Origin of the sequence: Corynebacterium sp. HMSC064H12 (assembly GCF_001809925.1) — a bacterium.
In the GTDB taxonomy this organism is placed as follows: Bacteria; Actinomycetota; Actinomycetes; order Mycobacteriales; family Mycobacteriaceae; genus Corynebacterium; species Corynebacterium jeikeium_D.
Genome location: NZ_KV799322.1, coordinates 1 through 1633 on the forward strand (window position 1 = coordinate 1; position 1633 = coordinate 1633).

General features: G+C 56.2%; 1 rRNA gene. It reads right to left on the reverse strand.

Going from position 1 to position 1633, the window contains the following annotated elements:
- Positions 1–81: 81 nt before the first annotated feature.
- Positions 82–1604, reverse strand: a 16S ribosomal RNA gene (locus tag HMPREF2681_RS00620).
- Positions 1605–1633 lie beyond the last annotated feature (29 nt).

Sequence of the window (1633 nt, forward strand, 5' to 3'; positions counted from 1 at the left end):
GGTGTTCCACCCAAAAACAAAAAATAGCCACACGCCACCAACACGATGACACATGACACAAAGAAAAAATAATCTCCTTAGAAAGGAGGTGATCCAGCCGCACCTTCCGGTACGGCTACCTTGTTACGACTTCGTCCCAATCGCCAATCCCACCTTCGACAGCTCCCCCACAAAATGTGTTAGGCCACTGGCTTCGGGTGTTACCGACTTTCATGACGTGACGGGCGGTGTGTACAAGGCCCGGGAACGTATTCACCGCAGCGTTGCTGATCTGCGATTACTAGCGACTCCGACTTCACGGGGTCGAGTTGCAGACCCCGATCCGAACTGAGACCGGCTTTGCGGGATTAGCTCGCCCTCACGGACTGGCAACCCACTGTACCGACCATTGTAGCATGTGTGAAGCCCTGGACATAAGGGGCATGATGATTTGACGTCATCCCCACCTTCCTCCGAGTTAACCCCGGCAGTTTCTTACGAGTCCCCACCACAACGTGCTGGCAACATAAGACAAGGGTTGCGCTCGTTGCGGGACTTAACCCAACATCTCACGACACGAGCTGACGACAACCATGCACCACCTGTATACAAGCCACAAGGGAAACACCATCTCTGGCGCGATCCTGTATATGTCAAGCCCAGGTAAGGTTCTTCGCGTTGCATCGAATTAATCCACATGCTCCGCCGCTTGTGCGGGCCCCCGTCAATTCCTTTGAGTTTTAGCCTTGCGGCCGTACTCCCCAGGCGGGGCGCTTAATGCGTTAGCTACGGCACGGATCCCGTGGAAGGAAACCCACACCTAGCGCCCACCGTTTACGGCATGGACTACCAGGGTATCTAATCCTGTTCGCTCCCCATGCTTTCGCTCCTCAGCGTCAGTTACTGCCCAGAGACCCGCCTTCGCCACCGGTGTTCCTCCTGATATCTGCGCATTTCACCGCTACACCAGGAATTCCAGTCTCCCCTACAGTACTCAAGTTATGCCCGTATCGCCTGCACGCCCGGAGTTAAGCCCCGGAATTTCACAGACGACGCGACAAACCACCTACGAGCTCTTTACGCCCAGTAATTCCGGACAACGCTCGCACCCTACGTATTACCGCGGCTGCTGGCACGTAGTTAGCCGGTGCTTCTTCTCCATCTACCGTCAGAAACCCTTCGTCGATGGTGAAAGGAGTTTACAACCCGAAGGCCGTCATCCCCCACGCGGCGTCGCTGCATCAGGCTTCCGCCCATTGTGCAATATTCCCCACTGCTGCCTCCCGTAGGAGTCTGGGCCGTGTCTCAGTCCCAATGTGGCCGTCCACCCTCTCAGGCCGGCTACCCGTCGCCGCCTTGGTAGGCCATTACCCCACCAACAAGCTGATAGGCCGCGGGCCCATCCCACACCGAAAAAACTTTCCACCACACCCTCACGGTGCGGTCCTATCCGGTATTAGACCCAGTTTCCCAGGCTTATCCCGAAGTGCAGGGCAGGTCACCCACGTGTTACTCACCCGTTCGCCACTCGTGTACCCCAGCAAGCTGGAGCCTTACCGTTCGACTTGCATGTGTTAAGCACGCCGCCAGCGTTCGTCCTGAGCCAGGATCAAACCCTCCATCAAAAACCCTTCAAATCAGAAGAATCAAAAAA